Here is a 15,781-nt window from a genome sequence, read left to right as displayed (position 1 = left end):
TCGGGTGTCCGCGGTCGGTGCCGGCCTCGACAGGTGTCACCTCCTGCAGAGCGTGTCCGCCGCCGTCGAAGGCTGCGTGGCCGACGGGACAGCATGGGCCACCCGGATGGGCCACGATGTGTCGTGCTGTCCATGTTCGCGGTGATCACCGTTGTGCCGATCTGGCTGTGCTGGTGGTGGATGTCCCGGATCCCGTCGGTCCGGTGGACAGTCACCCTGATCATGGTGGGCGTCTACGCCGGCGCAGCCGCCGTCACCCGATTCGATCGCAACACCTTTCTGGTCTTCCTGCTGACCGTCGCGGTCCTGGTGGCCACGGTCGTCACCGGGCGGGCGCTCGAGCACCGCCGCCTCGGACCCGGCTCCGCGCGGCACCAGACCCTGCCGCTGTATGTCATGGCCGGCTGGCTGCTGGCGATGGCGTGCGCATTGGTCGTCGTCATCAATCTGCCGGACCCGTACGAATGACCGGGGCGGCCGGTCGCCCTCGACCGGCTGGTACACCACCACCTTTGACCGCACCGGTGCTCCGGCCCGTCAGTCGCTGAGCGGATGACACCTCGATCCGGTTGCGATTTGCAATTGGTTTGCCTACGGTTGGACCAGTTGCAAAATACAATCAGTCTGAGGAAAGGGCCACGGCTATGAGGTTCGTGACGATCGGATACGGCGATCAGGCCGGCTACGACAGCACCGACGCGGCGACGCGGGACGCGGCGCACGAGCACGACGCGCGGCTGCAGCGCAGCGGGGTCGTCATGGGCCGCGCCGGGGAGCCGGTGCAGGTGCGCAATCACCAGGCCACCGGGACGATCACGAAGACCGGGCCGTTCCTGTCCTCCGGCCTTCCGGTGGCGGGGTTCGCCGTCATTGAGGCACCGACGCTCGCCGACGCCGTCGAGCTGGCGTCGCAGGCTCCCTGCGCGGTCGCCGGCGGCGTGGTCGAGGTCTGGCCGCTGCAGGACTAGGGTTGCCGATGTGACAGCACGTGGCGACATGCTGGTCCTCGACGCCGCGCATCCGGTCGCCGCGTCCGCCGTCAGGGCGATCCGCACCGGCGACCGGGGTGTGCTGCGCGAGTTGCTCGCCGAGCATCCCCGGCTGGCGACGGCCCGGCTGGTGGACGAGGACGGCACGACGTCACGGAGTCTGTTGCATGTGGTGACCGACTGGCCGGGGCACTTCCCGGATGCCGTCGCCACGGTGACGGCGCTGGTGGCCGCGGGCGCCGAGGTGGACGCCCGGTTCATCGGGCCGCACACCGAGACCCCGCTGCACTGGGCGGCCAGCTGTGACGACGTCGATGCCCTGGACGCGCTGCTGGACGCGGGCGCCGACATCGACGCCCCCGGCGCGGTGATCGGCGGCGGGACACCGCTGGACGACGCGGTCGCGTTCGCCCAATGGCGGGCCGCGCGACGACTGGTCAAACGCGGGGCGCGCACCACCCTGTGGCACGCGGCGGCCCTGGGCCTGATGGACCGGCTGCACGACTGCCTCACCGGCCCGCGACGCCCGGCGCCCGCCGAGATCAGCGACGCGCTGTGGGGCGCCTGCCACGGCGGACAGCAAACGGCGGCGGCTTCTCTGCTCGACGAGGGCGCCGAGCTCAACCGGATCCCCGGCTGGGAACGGCTGACCCCGCTGGACGCGGCGCACCGCAGCGACGCCGGGAGGCTTGCGGACTGGCTGCGCGACCGGGGCGCCATGACCGCCGCCGAGCTCGATCAACGATAGCCCTCACCGGCGTCGTCCGGCAGCCGGCGCCTGCCCCGTGCGGTACGCCGCCCTGTTCGCACCGCGTGGCCGTACCGGCTCCCGGTCCTCGGCCTCCATCTGATCGGTCAGCCCTCTCCTCACGGAACTCGGGAGGAGGCGTGCATCGCCGGGCGCAGGACGGCAACCTCCGACTCCATCCGGCCATGCCGGCGCCCGTTGACGACAACGATATTCTCGCAGCTCCGAAGCAGGTGTATTGACACGGATGGCTTTCGTGTAAACGATTGGCCCATGGACGTCGACGCAACACTGTGGCGCGACACCAAGCGCCCGCTCTGGCCCCTCGCCCTCGTGGTCCCCGCCCTTCCCTTCACCGCGCTGCTCATCGGCACCGCCACGGGATCGGCGTGGGCATGGTGGCTGACGCCGGTGGTCATCCTCGGCCTGATTCCCGTCATCGACCTGCTCGTCGGCGACGACCGCGCCAACCCGCCCGAGGAGGCCGTCCCGGCCCTGCAGGCCTCCCCCTACTACCGCTGGATCACCTATTTGTTCCTGCCCGCCCAGTACGGCGCCCTCGCGGTGACGTGTGCCGCCTGGACCCGTGACCCGGGTGTCGTGGGCGCCGCCGGGCTGGTGCTGACCGCCGGGCTGGTCAACGGCATCGCCATCAACACCGCCCACGAGCTCGGCCACAAACGGGAGACCGTCGAGCGGTGGCTGTCGAAGATCGCGCTGGCCCCGACGGGTTACGGCCACTTCTTCGTCGAACACAACCGCGGCCACCACGTGCGTGTCGCCACCCCTGAGGACCCGGCCAGTTCCCGGCTGGGCGAGAGCTACTGGCGCTTCTGGCCGCGGACCGTCGCCGGCAGCCTGCGCTCGGCCTGGCGCCTGGAGACGTCCCGGCACCGGCTGCGCGGGCGCAGTCCGTGGCGCCCGGGCAACGACATCCTCAACGCCTGGGCCATGACGGTCGTCCTCTTCGCGGCGCTGACGTGGGCTTTCGGCCTCGGGGTCGTACCGTTCCTGATCCTGCAGGCCGTGGTCGGATTCTCGGTGCTGGAGGCGGTCAACTACCTGGAGCACTACGGGCTGCTGCGTCAGCGCAACGCCGCCGGACGGTACGAGAAGGTCGATCCCCGGCACAGTTGGAACAGCGACCGTCTCACCACCAACGTGTTCCTGTTCCAGCTGCAGCGTCACAGCGATCATCACGCCAACCCGCTGCGCCGCTACCAGGCGCTGCGCAGTTTCGACGTCTCGCCGCAGCTGCCGGCCGGGTACGCCACCATGCTGCTGACCGCCTTGATTCCGCCGCTCTGGCGGCGCGTCATGGATCCACGGGTGCTGGCCCACTACGGCGGAGACGCGGGCCTCGCCAACACCGCCGCCGGCTATCGGCCTGCCCGTGCCGGGAGGTCCTAGACTGGCCGGGCCATGGACACCACCCTCTCGTACCGCGACGCCACCCGCGCCCGGCTCCGCGACTCGCTGGTGAGCGCGGCCCGTGACCTTGCCGTGGCCCACGGCTGGGACAAGGTCCGCATGGCCGATGTGGCCCGTGCCGCCGGAGTCAGCCGGCAGACGGTCTACAACGAGTTCGAGGGACGGACCGGGCTGGCCGAGGCACTGGCGGTACGCGAGATCGAGCAGTTCACGTCCACCGTTCGTACCCTCCTGCTGGATCACGGTGCCGACGTTCGCGCCGCCGGGTACGCGGCCATCTCGTACACGCTGACCGAGGCCGCCCGTAACCCGCTGATCAGATCCATCCTGACCAGCGCACGTGGCGGCGCCGACGAACTGCTGCCGTACCTCACCACCCGGTCCGGTCTGGTGCTCGCGGCCGCCCGCGCGGTGATCGAGGAGTGGGCGGCCGCGCACCTGCCCGGCACCGACGCGGCCGTGGTGGCGGTCGCCGGCGAGTCCGTCGTCCGGCTGACCGTCAGCCACATCGTGCTGCCCACCGGGTCACCGGAGGACGCGGCGACCGCACTGGCCGAGGTGTTCGTGCGGCTGCTGCGGTAGAGGCCGTCAGGAGGTACGGCCGGTGGCGGCCTGCGCGAGCGCGGCGAGCACGGACCGGCTGTTCTCGTCGACCGGCAGGCCGTCCAGCGCGGACAACGACCGCTGCAGCAGGCCGGCGATCATGTCCTCGACCGCGGCCAGGGCACCCGTGCCGACGATGACCTGCCGCAGAGCGCCGACCCCGCCGGCGTCGAGATCGGGGTCGCCGAGCAGCGCCCGGATCGTGGCCTGCTCGGCGGTGCGGGCCCGGTCGAGGGCCAGCGCGATCAGGACCGTACGTTTGCCTTCTCGAAGGTCGTCGCCGGCGGGTTTGCCGGTCCGGCCGGTGTCACCGAACACGCCGAGGACATCGTCGCGCAGCTGGAACGCCTCGCCGAGCGGCAGGCCGAAGGCGGACAACCCGGTCAGCAGGTCCTCGCCCGCACCGGCGAGCCGTCCGCCGAGCAGCAGCGGGTGTTCGACGGTGTATTTGGCGCTCTTGTAGTGCACGACCCGGCGGGCGCGCTGCAGCGCACCCTGCGGCCGCCGGCCGGCGGTGGCCTGTTCGAGCAGGTCGAGGTACTGCCCGCCCATGAGCTGGGTCCGCATGCGGTCGAAGACGGGCCGGCCGCGGGTGACAGCGGCGGGGTGCAGGCCGCTGCCGGTGAACAGCTCGTCGCTCCAGGTCAGGCAGAGATCTCCGGCGAGTACGGCGGTGGAGACACCGAAGTGGTCGGCGTCGCCGGCCCACCCGTTGTCGCGGTGCAGGCCGGCGAAGCGGCGGTGCATCGCGGGAGCGCCGCGCCGGGTGTCGGAGGCATCCATGATGTCGTCGTGGATGAGAGCCGCGGCCTGGAAGAACTCGAGGGCGGCGGCCGCGGCGACGATGCCCGGCTCGTCGGCGCCGCCGGCGGCGCGCCACGCCCAGTAGCAAAACGCGGCGCGCAGCCGTTTGCCGCCGTTCATGAGGTCGGCGATGTAATGGACCAGCGGCATGCAGTCGTCGCTGACCTCGGTGAGCAGGCGTGCCCGGGTGGTGAGGAACTCCTCGATCGTCTCCTGGACCCGGCTGCGAAGGTCTTCGATCTTCAGGGGCAGGGGCGTGGTCACGGCAACGGGGTGAGGCCGAGGATTCGTCTCCATGGTCATGAATCTTCACACGCGAGTAGTTAGATTGTCTCGTTACCTGAGCGGTTTATGATCTTCCTGTGATCACTCCCCCGGACGCCCCCCACAGCGACATCGCCCTCGCCGTCCGGGACATGCTGCGCGCCAACGGCGAAGCCACCCAGGGACTCGCCCGCCGGCTGGGCGTCGGCGTCACCGACGCGATAGCGCTGGATCACCTGCTCAGCAGCCCTGACGGGCTCGGACCCACCGAGCTCGGGCACCGCCTCGGGATCCGGTCGCCCTCGGCCACCACACTCGTCGACCGGCTGGAGGCCGCCGGTCACGCCCGGCGGGTGCCGCACCCCTCCGACCGGCGCCGGCAGACCGTAGTCGCGGCCGACCACACCCATCAGCGGGCGGTCGAGGCGCTGCTCCCCTTGCTGCAACGCATCGAGGCAGCCGCCGCACGGATGACACCCGACCAGGCGACCGCCGCCACGGCGTTCCTGCACGAGGTCACCCGGGCGATGCTCGACTACGCCCGGCAGCCGTGACAGCGAACCCCCGCGCCGAGGGTCCGCACGTGCCGGTGAGCAGGCCCGCCACCGGCCATCAGCGGCGGAGATAGGCCCCGAGACCGCCGAGTTCCTCACTGGCGATGAACACCGACCGGACGTTGAGGATCGCTTCCTCGACGTGCTCCGGACAGCCCCACGCCGCGTCGCCCCACGAGTCGGCGACCTTGATCTCGGCCGGGGCGGTGCATCCCTGGGCGCCGCCCAGCTGGCAGTGCTCGGGATGCGGCAGGGTGGCCTGGGCGATGGCCGCGGCCCGCATCCGGCCGGCAAGTTCCGCGGCGGCCGCGGCGCGCTGCTCGGCCTCGGCCCGCAGTTGCCGTTCCGCGCGGACCACCTCGGTCAGGGCGTCGTGGGCCGCCCTGGCGCGTGCCTCGGCGGCGGCCTTCTCCTCCTCGATGCGGTGGCGCTCGATGGCGAGCGCCGCGGTGCCGGCGAAGAGCCGGGCCAGCGCGAGGTCACTGTCCTGCGGGACGCGGGCAGTGCGGTGGTACATGGCGAACGTGCCCAGCAGGCCGCCGTCGCGGGCCAGGATCGGCATGGACCAGCAGGCCGCCACCCCGGCCTGCCCGGCGAGATCCCGGAAATCGTCCCAGAACGGGTCGGTGGCGATGTCGGTGACGATGACCGGCTCGCGCCGGTACGCCGCGGTGCCGCAGGAGCCGACGCCCTCGCCGGTGGCGATCCCGTCGATCGCCTCGTTGTAGAAACCGGGCAGGCTCGGTGCCGCACCGTGGCGGAGATGCCGGCCGTCGGGGTCGGCGAGCAGAACGGAGACCAGCACCTCCTGCGGTGCCAGCTCCTCGATGCTGCGGGCCATCCCGTCGAGAACCTCGGGCAGGGGCGCCTGACGGGCGATCTCCTCCAACAGGGCACGATGCTCGGCCATCAGCCGCTGTGCCTGCTTGATCTGGGTAGTCTCCACCCCGATCACCCGGATGCCGGTCACGTGGCCGTCGGCGTTGCGCCGCGGCTCGTACGTGAAGTCGAAGAACGCCTCCCGGCTGTGCGCTCCGGCGCCCAGTACGATCCTGCGGTCCCGGCCGGTGTAGGGCTCCCCGGTGCGGTAGACCTCGTCCAGCAGCGCGATGAAGCCCTGATCGGCGAGTTCCGGCATCAGGGCGACGATCGTGGTTCCGGTACGGGCGCGGTCCTCACCGATGGCGGCGAAGAAGGCCGGGTTGGCCGTCTCGACCACGTGCTCGGGTCCCGCCAGCGACGCGAAAACGGCGGTCGACTGCCCGAACAGTGCCCGCAGATCGTCATCGGCGGCCGGCCCGCCGTCCGGCGGCGACGTGACGCCCATGGCGGGTTGGCCGGGGGCCGGCGAGTTCTTCACCCTCGGATCCTACGGGGACACCGACCGGCGGGCATCATTGCGGCCGCAGCGGGCACTTGGGGTACATGACGGGGTGGAAGAAGCGACGCCCGCAAGGCATCGATGAGGAGATAGCCCGCTGGGTACTGGATCAACCGCCGCAGTTGCGGCAGTTGCGTATCGCGTTGCAGCAGGCGGTTGCCGCGAGAGCCGTACCGGATCCGGCTGCCCTGGAGGAGCTCGCGGAACGGTTGATCCTGGTGGCCACGGAACTGGCCGGCAATGCCCTGCGGCACGGCCGTCCACCCACCGTCGTGGCGTTGCTGCGCGCGGACGGCCACCTGATCCTGGACGTGGCCGACAACGAACCCGGTGCCGTGCCCGTCACCGGTGTGCCGCGTGCGCCGGGTACCGGTGGGCTGGGGCTGCATCTGGCCGAACGGTTCGCCGAACAGGTCGGCTGGTACGCGACCGCGAGCGACAAACACGTGTGGGCCGAGTTCGCCCTCCCCGGCGCCGGCCACTGATCAGACCGGGCGGCGTCCGCTCAGCAGCCGGTCGAGGGCGTCCAGGGCCATGCGGGTACCGGCCTCGTTGTCGGTGGGCGTGACGGCGTCGGGGATGCCGTGGTGCTCGATGGTGACCTCGGTGCCGTCACCGGCGTCGGTCAGTGTCGTGGTCATCGTCATGATGCCGCGCATCGCCGGGTCCGGCGTCTCGAACTCCAACTCGTGGACATGACCGGTCATGCCGTCGGGCACGCGCCACCGGCCGATCGCGTCGGCGTCGATCAGAGCCTGGTAGACGGTGTCACGCGGCGCGCCGATGTATCGGGTGACCCGGGTCGCATGCATGCGGTCACGTTACGCCGGCAGCGCGAGGCGGCTCGACACCGTCGCCGGCTCCCGGCCAGGATCACGATCATGGATCTGGACCTGAGCACCGCACGGCCCGCTGACTACGACGAGATCATCGCGGTGGTCGACGACTGGTGGGGACGCCCGATCGCCGGCTCCCTGCCGCGCTTGTTCCTCGACCATTTCCACCGTACGAGCCTGATCGCGCGGGACTCCGGCGGTGCGCTCGCCGGTTTCCTCGTCGGCCTGCACTCGCCGTCGCTGACCGGTCGCGCCTACATCCACTTCGTCGGTGTCGCGCCCACCGCCCGCGGCTCCGGCCTCGGCCGGCGTCTGTACGAGGAGTTCTTCGCCCGCGCCCGAGCAGCCGGATGCACCGGGGTGGGCGCCATCACCGCTCCGGTGAACACCGGCTCGATCGCGTTCCATCGCAGTATGGGCTTCACGGTGACCGGGCCGGTGGACGGCTATCACGGGGACGGCCACGACATGATCGTCTTCGATCGGGCCCTCTGACGCCCGCCAGGCGTCACGTGTTCCGATCGCGGCGGCTGGGTATGAGGTACTTCGATGACCAGGATCGACGACATCGACGACGTCACCCTCGACGCAGCCCTTGACCCGCTGGTACTCGCGCTCGACGTCGGCTCCACCGCCAGCCGCGGCGGAGTCCACGACGCCACCGGCCGGCGGGTCCGAGGTCTGCAGCACAAGATTCCGCACGCCTTCACGGTCGCTCCCGACGGAACCTCGATCATCGATCCCGACCAGGTGACCGCGGAGATCGAACGGATCCTCGACGCGCTGACCGGCGACCGGCGGATCGGTACCCGTATCGCCGGCGTCGCGATGGACACCTTCGCCGCCTCGCTGATCGCGGTCGACGCGGCCGGGCGCCCGCTCACCCCCTGCCTCACCTACGCCGACTCGCGTAGTGCGGGCGCTGTCACGGCGCTGCGGGAGGAGCTCGACGAACAGGCGGTTCAGCAGCGCACCGGCACCCGTCTGCACACCAGTTACCACGCTCCCCGGCTGCGCTGGCTCCAGGCGACGCAACCCGGCGTCGTCGCGGGCACCGCGGCCTGGTGGTCGCTGGGTGAGTACGTCCTGGCCCGGCTCATCGGGCTGCCACTCGCCGGGACGTCGACGGTGGCGTGGTCCGGACTGCTCGACCGTCGCACCGGCGAACTCGACACCGAGCTGCTCGCCGCGGCCGGGACCGGCCCCGGGCTGTTCTCCGCGCCACGGGACATGGACCGCCCGGCCACGTCGGTGACCCCCGCACGCTGGCCGGCCCTGGCCCGGGCCGCGTGGTTCCCGGTCATCACCGACGGCTTCGCCAGCAACATCGGAGCCGGCGCGACCGACGCCACCGTCCTCACCGCGGCGACGGCGACCAGCGGCGCGCTGCGGGTACTGCTCGACGGCCCCGCCGAGCCCCTGCCGTCCGGCTTGTGGAACTACCGGGTCGACGCGGGACGGACACTGCTCGGCGGGGCGATCAACGACGTCGGCCGCGCTGTCAGCTGGGCACAGGCCACGTTGCGGCTCGGCCCGGCTCCGGCGGCCGTGCTCGCCGCGCCACCGGACGACGCCACGCCACTCGTGCTGCCGTACCTCACCGGTGAACGCGCGCCCGGCTGGGCCGGCGAAGCACGCGCCACGTTCCACGGGGTGTCCGCGGCCACCGACGCCGACTCGCTGTTCCGCGGCATCCTCGAGGGCGTCGCCATGACGTACGCGCGGGTCGCCGACCAGCTGCACCCGGCCGCGCCGCAGATCGTGCAGGTCGCCGCCGCCGGCCGGGTCAGCAACGACCAGCCGGAGTGGCTGCGGATCCTCGCCGACGTGCTGGGGCGGCCCGTCACCCACGTGACCCGGCGGCGCGCCACCCAGCGCGGCACGGCACTGCTGGCCCTCGACGTGCTGGCCCCGGACGTACCCCGAGCGTCCCGGGCGACCGGTACGACATACGAGCCCCGGCCGGCGCACCTGGAGCACTACGCACAACGGCGCGCCCGTTTCGCCGAGATGTACGACGCGCTGGTACGCGGCTGACGGCGGGCCGCGTTCAGAGCCACTTCGTCAGGTTGAGCATGTTGCCGTCGGGGTCGAGCACGTGCGCTACCCGCTGGCCCCACGGCATGTCGTTGGCTCCTCCGGGCACGGTGCCTCCGGCTGCTTCGACCGCCGGGAGCAGCGCGTCGACGTCCGCGACGCCGGCGCTGAGGATGATCCGCACGGGTTCGCCGATCAGGGTGTCGTCCTTCTGCACGAGCCCCAGCGTGGTCGCGCCGATCCGTAGCTCGACGTAGAACTCCGGGCCGTCCCCGGGTACCCGGAGGGTCTGGGTCGCGCCGAGCACCTTCTCATAGAAGGCGCGCAGCCGGTGCAGGTCGGGCGTACTGACGATGGGCTGGATCGAGGTCATGAGCGCTCCCGGGTAGTCGGTTCCGGAAGGTGGACCGTGCGACCTCCCGGAACTCATCGGTGCCGGGGGAACGAATCCCCCGGCACCGGCCGGGAACCCGGCACGGGCCCCGGATCCGGAAATCCCGTTGCTGCCCGGACGGTGACGTCGGAGGATGCGATGCCGTGTCGATCATCGGAATGGACGACCCGATCCCGGGCGGCCGGGTCGTCGTCGTCATCGACGTCATCCGCGCTTTCACGACGGCTGCGGTCGCGTTCGAACGAGGCGTGACGGACATCGCGTGCGCGCCGTCGGCCCGGGCGGGACGGGCTCTGCGGCGACGGCACCCGGATCGGCTTCTCGCCGGGGAGACCGGTGGGCTGCGACCCGCCGACTTCGACCTGGGCAACTCGCCGTACGAGATGTCGACGGCCCCGGTCGATGGCCGGCGTCTGGTTCAGGCGACCTCGAACGGCACGCTCGGGCTCACCCGGTGCCCGGATCCGGCGGCACTGCTCGCGGTGTCGGCGCGCAACGTCGGTGCCACCGCCCGGTGGATCGCCGGCAACCACGCCGGCCGGCCATGGACCCTGCTCCGCACCGGCCGGACGTCTGAGGACCGGGCCTGCGCGCGACACCTGGACGCCCTGCTCCGCGGGTCGGCACCCGCACTCCATGATCTGGTGGAGGGCATCCGGGCGGGCGCCGCCGAGCATGCTCGCTCCTATGCCCGGCGGCCCGCGTCCGAAGTCGTCGATCTCTCCGCGGATCTGGCCTTCTGCATGGATGCCGACCGGTCGGAGTTCGCGATGGTCGGCGACGTCCGGGAGGACCACGTCGTACTCACCGCGGTGGGGTGCTGAGAGCGCCCCTCTCAGCTGCCGGCGGGTTCGCCGTGCAGGGCGGCGAGGACATCGGCCGGGGCGGGCTTCCCCAGCATCCGGCAGATGGCGACCGTGTCGGCGGCCGTCACGACCCGCACGAACCTGGCTACGCCGTCGTTGGGGGCGGCGTCGCCGAGGTTGGCGGTGACGTCGGTGACGGCGCTGCGGCGTCCGTCGGCGGTCGTCACCGCGCTGCTGTGATGGCCCAGCGTGTCGCCGCCGTGGCCCCACACACTGCCGCACGGCGAGTCGATACGCATCAGGCCCAGTCCGTAACCGCCCTTGCCGAAGTCGGCCGGCAGCGCGACGGTGGTCTTCATCTGCGCGAGCTGCCCGGCTGACAGCAGTTCACCGCGCAGCAGGGCGGAGAAGAAGCGCGACAGGTCGGCCGGGGTGGAGATGATCGCACCGGCCGCGCCCGCGAACCCGCCGAGCGGCCAGGCCGAGACGTCGGTCCAGCCGGGCTCCGGACCGGCGTACGTGATGGCGTACCCGTGCGCGTAGCCGCGCCCCGTGCCGGTGGCGCGCGGGTCGGCGAAGTAGGTGTGCCGCAGCCCCAGCGGAGCGGCGATGCGCTCGCGTACCAGATCGGGAAGGCTCTTTCCGGTCAGTACGCGCAGGAGCACCCCGATCACGGTGTAGTTGGTGTTGGAGTAGGACCAGTCCGTGCCGGGCGCGAAGTCGGGGTCGTGCCGGAACGCCACGTCGAGCAGTTCCTGTTCGGTGTGCACGTGCTGCGGGTTCTGCCGGGCCTCGGTGAGGAAGTCCGGGTCGGCGGTGTAGTTGAACAGGCCGCTGGTGTGGTTGAGCAGCATCCGGACGGTGATGTGGCGCCCGTCCGGTACCACGCCGGGCAGATACCGCTCGATCGGCGCGTCCAGTTCCAGCTGTCCCCGGTCGACCAGTTGCAGGGCCAGGACCGCGGTGAACGTCTTGGTGTTGCTGCCGATCTCGAACTGGTCCCGGCCGGTCATCGGCCGTCCCGTCCGGCGGTCGGCCACCCCAGCGGCCGTCACCGCGACCCGGCGGCCGTCGTCGATACGGGCCGCATATCCGGGGACACCGAGCTTCAGTACGTGACGGGCGACATCGCGCATCGCCGGGTCGGCGGGCGGCCGCACGGCTGCGGCGGCAGCGGTTCCCGGGCCGGCCAGGGCGACGGTCGCGGTCAGCACGAGTGCGGTTCCGCGCAGTGCCCGTACCTTCGTGGAAGTGGTGGTGGTGTCGGTCGTCATGCATTGATCGTTGCGAAATCCCCGGGCCGGGGCACTGCGGCAGGCTGCCCAATGCCCGGTAGTGCTGGCACTACCGGGCAGGGCGTCAGCGAGGGACGGTCACTGGGCGCGACGCGGCAGTTTCCAGTTCGGGCGCGCGAAGTGGCAGGTGTAGCCGTCGGGGATGCGCTCCAGGTAGTCCTGGTGCTCCGGCTCGGCCTCCCAGAACGGTCCGGCCGCGGTCACCTCGGTGACCACCTTGCCCGGCCACAGCCCCGACGCGTCGACGTCGGCGATGGTGTCCTCGGCGATCGCCTTCTGCTCGTCGGTCTCGTAGAAGATCGCCGACCGGTAGCTCGTACCGATGTCGTTGCCCTGCCGGTTCTTCGTGCTCGGGTCGTGGATCTGGAAGAAGAACTCCAGCAGGTCCCGGTACGACGTGACCGCCGGGTCGAAGACGATCTCGATGGCCTCGGCATGGCCCTCGTGGTTGCGGTACGTCGCGTTCGCCACCTGGCCGCCGGTGTAGCCGACACGGGTGGAGACCACTCCGGGACGTTTGCGGATCAGGTCCTGCATGCCCCAGAAACAACCGCCGGCCAGGATGGCCTTCTGCGTGCTCATCGTGCTGCACCTCTTTTCGTCGTCGTGAGAGGGAACGCTTTCACGCCGCCGAACATGCCCGGGTGGCGGGGCACACTCTCGAACACTTGCAGGTTCAAGCATTCTGTGCGTACGTTGACTTAAAGCTTTAAGTATCAGCGCAGGCCCGGAGGATGCCATGAACACCAGCTCAGCGGGTAAACCGTTCGATCTCGGGCGCCGGCTGCGCGGGCTGCGCGAGGAAGGCATCCTCGTCATCGGGTCGGGCTTCATGACGCACAGCTTCGCCGTCATGCGTAACCCGGCTCTGGCCGGCTACACCGAGGCCTTCGACGAGTGGGCCGCCGACGCCCTGCGGCGCGGCGACGTCGACGCGCTGACCGACTACCGCACCAAGGCGCCCGGTGCGCACATCGCCCACCCCACCGCCGACCACTACGTGCCGTTGCTGCTGGCTCCGGGCGCGGCCACGGACCCCTCGACCGCCACGTCACCGATCGAGCGCATGCTCTGGGGCAACTCCATCCGGTCCATCCGCGTCAACTGATCTCGCAGGGTGCCGGAAACCGTCAGCAGGTCGGCGGCGCCGGGTACATGATCGGCAACGGCTGATGCCCGAACGCTCGATCCACGACCTCCGGGATCCTCGCCTAGCGTCCCTCACAAGGGAGGTTGTCGATGGACGTATGGGCGTCGCCGGCCACGAAGATCTACCACCACCATGTGAACGCGTGGCGCCGGGAACGGTTCGCCGGGTTCCCGTACCGGCCGGGTCAACCGATTCCGCCCGCTGTGCAGAACCCGAACGGCATCGTCAAGAACCACCTCCAGGTCTTCTTCGAGACCGCCGCCGAGGCGGAGCAGGAACGGCGCGCGCTCCATCTCGAGTGGCAACGGCGCCAACCCGGCGCCAATCTCTACACCGGGCTCTCCACCAGTGATTACGTGGTTCCGCGGATCGACTCGATACCGGCGTTCCACCGCCCGCAGATGGTGCCGCTCGGTAACGGCGAGTGCTACGACTGCGACGGCACCGGCTGGTTGCTGTACGTGCCGGGTGACGTGCGGCAGCCGCAGACGCTCGCCGAACGGCCCTGTGACGCCTGCGGTGGCACCGGGAACTGGCGGCAGGCCGAGATCCGCTCCGGCCGGCCGGAGAGCTACTTCCATCGCATCCCGCCGGGATTCCGCGGCCCGGATCCGGGGAGTCCCTACCCCGGGACCAAACCGTTCGAAGAACACCTGGGGCGCCACTCGCCGCCGGTACCGGAGGTTCGCCGGCGCCGGGGTGTGCCGGGCATCGTGCGCGTCCTGCTGGGTGTGCCGGTCTTCCTGCTCCTCGCCGACCCGGTGGCGCAGCCGCTCTGGGCGGTGACGCACCGGCCGGGTCTCACGACGCTGCTCGCCCTTGCCGTCACCGCGGCGCTCGTCAGCGCGCTGAACCGGGTGGTGCTCGGCCCGCTACGCGACGACCAGATACTCGGGCCGCTGTGGGTCCTGATACTCCCCTACTACCTGCTGTTCGGCGCCCTCGTGCTGGTGTCCATGCCGGCCGAGTCGAAATGGCTCGGCGATCTGTCGGTGAACGTGCTCCTGGCCGCCAAGGCGGCCCGCGAACGTCTGAGCCGGATCCCACTCGGCCGGTGATCGTCCGGCCGGGAGTCAGGACGACGGTTTCGGGGCGGCGACCGGACTGCGGTGGCCGGTGGAGTCGACCGCCCGTACGCCGAAGAAGACGTTGTCCTTGGACAGGTCGACGGTGATCGTGCCGACCTTGCCGACCGACAGCGAGTGCTGCCAGTCGGGGGCGGTCGTCTCGCGCCACACCACCTCGTATCCGGCCAGGTCCGGCTCGGTGCCCATCTGCCAGCGCAGGGTGGTGTCGTTGGTCAGCCGGGTGGTGTCGATGACCACGCCCTTCGGGGTGCCGGGTGCCTGCGCCAGCGACCACAGTGCGGCGGCGTTGACCCGTGCGACGCGGGCGATGTACCCGAAGTCGCAGAACTCCGGCAGGTCGCCGTACTGGATGCCGTTCTCCACCCGTACGTCCTGATGTTCGTGGTTGAAGTTCTCGCGCGGCTCGGTGAAGCGGGCGGCGGGATAGCCGCGCAGCAGGAACGAGATGTGGTCGCTGCCGCGCAGGTAGCGGTCGCGGCGCCAGACGACCCGCACGTTCATGCCGTCCGGCTCGACCTGTTTGACGAAGCGGCCCAGTTGCCGGGAGGGACCGTCGTTCTCGCCGCCGGTGCTCTTGCGGGTGGTCGCTTCCGCGGCGGTCTCCGAAGTCGGTACGCCCTCGACGAACAGCCGGACCGTCCGCGGGTCGTTGCGGGTGCCGTCGTGGGCGTTGCCGGTGCCGACGATGTCGTTGCTGAACATGCCCTGGATGTCGGCGCCCGCGTCCCGGTACTGCTGGGCCATGTGGTCGGAGCCGTAGAGGCCCTGCTCCTCGCCGGCGACCGCGGCGAACACCAGCGTCGACTCCGGCCGGCGGGTGGCCAGCACCCGGGCCAGCTCCATGATCACCGCAACGCCGGACGCGTCGTCGTCGGCGCCCGGGGCGTCCTTGACCGCGTCCATCACATCGGTGACCCGGGAGTCGTAGTGGCCGGTCACCACGTAGATGCGTTCGGGGGTGACGCTGCCCCGCAGGGTGGCGATCACGTTGGTGATCCGGGTCGGGGCCGGGATCCGCGGGGAGACCGGCTGGATGAACGACTGCTGCTCGACGGTCATCCGGCCGTCGGAGGCGGCGGCGTGACGCTGCAGCTCGGCGAAGATCCAGTCGCGGGCCGCGCCGATGCCGCGGTTCGGGTCGTCCTGCACCGACAGGGTGTGCCGGGTGCCGAAGGACACCAGTTTGCGGACGATCGCCTCGATCCGCGCTGGGTCGATCTCACGGAGGATCCGCTGCAGCTCCCGGTCGGGAGCAGCAGCGGCGGCCGTGCCGGGGACGGCGACGCCGGCGGCTGTCACCGCGCCCGCCACCAGGAAGGTACGCCTCGTAGACATGGCTCCAACTCTTCACCGATGAGGCTTGTATGTCCATGGCCGTCGATGTCTTACCGGTGTTGCCCG

19 protein-coding genes are annotated in these 15,781 nt (G+C 71.0%); 12 read left to right on the top strand and 7 right to left on the bottom strand.

All coding sequences use genetic code 11. The annotated features are described in order from the left end of the window. Positions 1-132 precede the first annotated feature (132 nt). From AB0G04_RS37585 to AB0G04_RS37565, 5 genes are all read left to right on the top strand, one after another. The gene (locus AB0G04_RS37585; protein ID WP_360993241.1) at positions 133-468 is read left to right on the top strand and encodes a hypothetical protein; all 336 of its coding nucleotides are present in this window, start codon (positions 133-135) and stop codon (positions 466-468) included. Positions 469-644: 176 nt separating this feature from the next. Beyond that, positions 645-968 carry a YciI family protein gene (locus tag AB0G04_RS37580; RefSeq protein WP_360993239.1) on the top strand — a complete coding sequence of 108 codons (324 nt, stop codon included), beginning with the start codon at positions 645-647 and terminating at the stop codon, positions 966-968. 10 nt (positions 969-978) lie between these two features. Further along, the gene (locus tag AB0G04_RS37575) at positions 979-1,737 is read left to right on the top strand and encodes an ankyrin repeat domain-containing protein (protein ID WP_360993236.1); all 759 of its coding nucleotides are present in this window, start codon (positions 979-981) and stop codon (positions 1,735-1,737) included. A 273-nt stretch (positions 1,738-2,010) separates the two neighbouring features. After that, positions 2,011-3,147, top strand: a complete 1,137-nt coding sequence (locus tag AB0G04_RS37570; protein ID WP_360993234.1) for an alkane 1-monooxygenase — start codon at positions 2,011-2,013, stop codon at positions 3,145-3,147. A 12-nt stretch (positions 3,148-3,159) separates the two neighbouring features. Beyond that, on the top strand, positions 3,160-3,750 hold the full coding sequence (locus AB0G04_RS37565) for a TetR family transcriptional regulator (protein WP_360993232.1): 591 nt from the start codon (positions 3,160-3,162) through the stop codon (positions 3,748-3,750). A gap of 6 nt (positions 3,751-3,756) precedes the next feature. On the opposite strand, the gene AB0G04_RS37560 is transcribed toward AB0G04_RS37565, so the two are convergent. Continuing rightward, a complete protein-coding gene (locus AB0G04_RS37560; RefSeq protein WP_360993229.1) occupies positions 3,757-4,839 on the bottom strand; it encodes a polyprenyl synthetase family protein in 1,083 nt (360 codons plus the stop codon). Positions 4,840-4,937: 98 nt separating this feature from the next. Here AB0G04_RS37560 and AB0G04_RS37555 point away from each other — a divergent pair, with 98 nt between their 5' ends. Next, positions 4,938-5,393, top strand: coding sequence for a MarR family transcriptional regulator (locus tag AB0G04_RS37555; protein WP_360993226.1), 456 nt, complete (start codon positions 4,938-4,940; stop codon positions 5,391-5,393). Positions 5,394-5,451: 58 nt separating this feature from the next. On the opposite strand, the gene AB0G04_RS37550 is transcribed toward AB0G04_RS37555, so the two are convergent. Then, entirely contained in the window at positions 5,452-6,753 is a 1,302-nt protein-coding gene (locus AB0G04_RS37550) for a GAF domain-containing protein (protein WP_360993224.1), read from the bottom strand. A gap of 65 nt (positions 6,754-6,818) precedes the next feature. Between AB0G04_RS37550 and AB0G04_RS37545 the strand changes: the two genes are divergently transcribed. Continuing rightward, complete coding sequence (locus AB0G04_RS37545; RefSeq protein WP_360993221.1) at positions 6,819-7,259, top strand: ATP-binding protein; 441 nt, start codon at positions 6,819-6,821, stop codon at positions 7,257-7,259. On the opposite strand, the gene AB0G04_RS37540 is transcribed toward AB0G04_RS37545, so the two are convergent. Continuing rightward, positions 7,260-7,586, bottom strand: a complete 327-nt coding sequence (locus AB0G04_RS37540) for an SRPBCC domain-containing protein (protein WP_360993219.1) — start codon at positions 7,584-7,586, stop codon at positions 7,260-7,262. It lies immediately after the preceding gene. Between AB0G04_RS37540 and AB0G04_RS37535 the strand changes: the two genes are divergently transcribed. Both AB0G04_RS37535 and AB0G04_RS37530 read left to right on the top strand, forming a co-directional pair. Next, positions 7,470-8,105, top strand: a complete 636-nt coding sequence (locus AB0G04_RS37535; RefSeq protein ID WP_360993216.1) for a GNAT family N-acetyltransferase — start codon at positions 7,470-7,472, stop codon at positions 8,103-8,105. The genes AB0G04_RS37540 and AB0G04_RS37535 overlap by 117 nt on opposite strands. A gap of 54 nt (positions 8,106-8,159) precedes the next feature. Then, positions 8,160-9,647, top strand: coding sequence for a gluconokinase (locus AB0G04_RS37530; protein ID WP_360993213.1), 1,488 nt, complete (start codon positions 8,160-8,162; stop codon positions 9,645-9,647). Positions 9,648-9,660: 13 nt separating this feature from the next. On the opposite strand, the gene AB0G04_RS37525 is transcribed toward AB0G04_RS37530, so the two are convergent. Beyond that, on the bottom strand, positions 9,661-10,020 hold the full coding sequence (locus AB0G04_RS37525; protein WP_360993211.1) for a VOC family protein: 360 nt from the start codon (positions 10,018-10,020) through the stop codon (positions 9,661-9,663). 164 nt (positions 10,021-10,184) lie between these two features. Here AB0G04_RS37525 and AB0G04_RS37520 point away from each other — a divergent pair, with 164 nt between their 5' ends. After that, positions 10,185-10,865 carry a 2-phosphosulfolactate phosphatase gene (locus tag AB0G04_RS37520; RefSeq protein WP_360993208.1) on the top strand — a complete coding sequence of 227 codons (681 nt, stop codon included), beginning with the start codon at positions 10,185-10,187 and terminating at the stop codon, positions 10,863-10,865. An 11-nt stretch (positions 10,866-10,876) separates the two neighbouring features. On the opposite strand, the gene AB0G04_RS37515 is transcribed toward AB0G04_RS37520, so the two are convergent. Continuing rightward, entirely contained in the window at positions 10,877-12,121 is a 1,245-nt protein-coding gene (locus AB0G04_RS37515; protein WP_360993206.1) for a serine hydrolase domain-containing protein, read from the bottom strand. Positions 12,122-12,220: 99 nt separating this feature from the next. Further along, on the bottom strand, positions 12,221-12,724 hold the full coding sequence (gene msrA, locus AB0G04_RS37510) for a peptide-methionine (S)-S-oxide reductase MsrA (protein ID WP_360993203.1): 504 nt from the start codon (positions 12,722-12,724) through the stop codon (positions 12,221-12,223). A 157-nt stretch (positions 12,725-12,881) separates the two neighbouring features. On the opposite strand from msrA, the gene AB0G04_RS37505 reads away from it, so the two are divergent. Together AB0G04_RS37505 and AB0G04_RS37500 are read left to right on the top strand one after the other, a co-directional pair. After that, the gene (locus tag AB0G04_RS37505) at positions 12,882-13,250 is read left to right on the top strand and encodes a hypothetical protein (protein WP_360993200.1); all 369 of its coding nucleotides are present in this window, start codon (positions 12,882-12,884) and stop codon (positions 13,248-13,250) included. Between the two features lie 131 nt (positions 13,251-13,381). Further along, positions 13,382-14,350 carry a hypothetical protein gene (locus AB0G04_RS37500; protein ID WP_360993197.1) on the top strand — a complete coding sequence of 323 codons (969 nt, stop codon included), beginning with the start codon at positions 13,382-13,384 and terminating at the stop codon, positions 14,348-14,350. A 15-nt stretch (positions 14,351-14,365) separates the two neighbouring features. Here AB0G04_RS37500 and AB0G04_RS37495 read toward each other — a convergent pair whose 3' ends face one another. After that, positions 14,366-15,715 carry a M20/M25/M40 family metallo-hydrolase gene (locus AB0G04_RS37495; RefSeq protein ID WP_360993195.1) on the bottom strand — a complete coding sequence of 450 codons (1,350 nt, stop codon included), beginning with the start codon at positions 15,713-15,715 and terminating at the stop codon, positions 14,366-14,368. Between the last annotated feature and the right edge of the window lie 66 nt (positions 15,716-15,781).

Source organism: Actinoplanes sp. NPDC023801, from assembly GCF_040639655.1.
GTDB lineage: Bacteria > Actinomycetota > Actinomycetes > Mycobacteriales > Micromonosporaceae > Actinoplanes.
Note: the sequence above shows the minus strand (reverse complement) of the source record. Positions and strands in the feature narration are given on the sequence as shown.

What these genes read in the sequence shown, in the direction of transcription:
- AB0G04_RS37585 (WP_360993241.1), top strand. Translation starts at nt 133, where the DNA reads ATGTTCGCGGTGATCACCGTTGTGCCGATCTGGCTGTGCTGGTGGTGG.
- AB0G04_RS37500 (WP_360993197.1), top strand. Translation starts at nt 13,382, where the DNA reads ATGGACGTATGGGCGTCGCCGGCCACGAAGATCTACCACCACCATGTG.
- AB0G04_RS37505 (WP_360993200.1), top strand. Translation starts at nt 12,882, where the DNA reads ATGAACACCAGCTCAGCGGGTAAACCGTTCGATCTCGGGCGCCGGCTG.
- AB0G04_RS37495 (WP_360993195.1), bottom strand. Translation starts at nt 15,715, where the DNA reads ATGTCTACGAGGCGTACCTTCCTGGTGGCGGGCGCGGTGACAGCCGCC.
- AB0G04_RS37580 (WP_360993239.1), top strand. Translation starts at nt 645, where the DNA reads ATGAGGTTCGTGACGATCGGATACGGCGATCAGGCCGGCTACGACAGC.
- msrA (WP_360993203.1), bottom strand. Translation starts at nt 12,724, where the DNA reads ATGAGCACGCAGAAGGCCATCCTGGCCGGCGGTTGTTTCTGGGGCATG.
- AB0G04_RS37545 (WP_360993221.1), top strand. Translation starts at nt 6,819, where the DNA reads ATGACGGGGTGGAAGAAGCGACGCCCGCAAGGCATCGATGAGGAGATA.
- AB0G04_RS37540 (WP_360993219.1), bottom strand. Translation starts at nt 7,586, where the DNA reads ATGCATGCGACCCGGGTCACCCGATACATCGGCGCGCCGCGTGACACC.
- AB0G04_RS37530 (WP_360993213.1), top strand. Translation starts at nt 8,160, where the DNA reads ATGACCAGGATCGACGACATCGACGACGTCACCCTCGACGCAGCCCTT.
- AB0G04_RS37525 (WP_360993211.1), bottom strand. Translation starts at nt 10,020, where the DNA reads ATGACCTCGATCCAGCCCATCGTCAGTACGCCCGACCTGCACCGGCTG.
- AB0G04_RS37570 (WP_360993234.1), top strand. Translation starts at nt 2,011, where the DNA reads ATGGACGTCGACGCAACACTGTGGCGCGACACCAAGCGCCCGCTCTGG.
- AB0G04_RS37565 (WP_360993232.1), top strand. Translation starts at nt 3,160, where the DNA reads ATGGACACCACCCTCTCGTACCGCGACGCCACCCGCGCCCGGCTCCGC.
- AB0G04_RS37535 (WP_360993216.1), top strand. Translation starts at nt 7,470, where the DNA reads ATGACCGGTCATGCCGTCGGGCACGCGCCACCGGCCGATCGCGTCGGC.
- AB0G04_RS37515 (WP_360993206.1), bottom strand. Translation starts at nt 12,121, where the DNA reads ATGACGACCGACACCACCACCACTTCCACGAAGGTACGGGCACTGCGC.